The sequence below is a fragment of the Nocardioides sp. CPCC 206348 genome, from assembly GCF_048654705.1.
Lineage (GTDB): Bacteria > Actinomycetota > Actinomycetes > Propionibacteriales > Nocardioidaceae > Nocardioides.
Map to the genome: position 1 here is coordinate 1 of NZ_JBMCZA010000182.1, position 514 is coordinate 514.

Annotated in this window: 1 pseudogene; it reads left to right on the plus strand. The window is 67.7% G+C overall.

From position 1 onward, the window contains the following. Positions 1-514 (plus strand): annotated as a pseudogene (locus ACOADB_RS14745) (hypothetical protein); the annotation flags it as partial.

Sequence of the window (514 nt, forward strand, 5' to 3'; positions counted from 1 at the left end):
TCGAGGAGGTTGCGCAGCAACCGTCTCGAGACCCCGGCCGCAAGGTCGTCCTGAGCGTCCACATCACCGACACCAGCCTCAACGAGGACAACCCGTTCGCGAACCCCGTCGGCCGGTGGGAGCAAGGCCGAGCGCCGGTCAGCATCGCGCAGATCAAGGAATGGCTCCGCGCACGAGGCACCACCGTGATCGTGCGGCCGGTGATCGACCTGGCCGATTGCGTCCCCGTCGATTCCTACGAGATCCCCAACCGGATCCGCAGGCGGGTCGAACAACGCGACCATTCGTGCCGGTTCCCCAACTGCCCGAAACAGGCAACGGCCTGCGACCTCGACCACGTGACACCCCACGGCCAGTGCGGCGTGACCTGTCCCTGCAACCTCGTCCCGTTGTGCCGGCGACATCACCGCGCCAAGACCCACAGCCGATGGCGCTACCTGACCGTGCTGCCCGGGCACTACCTGTGGACCAGCCCCCACGGCCACCACTTCCTCGTCGGACCCAACGGCACCCG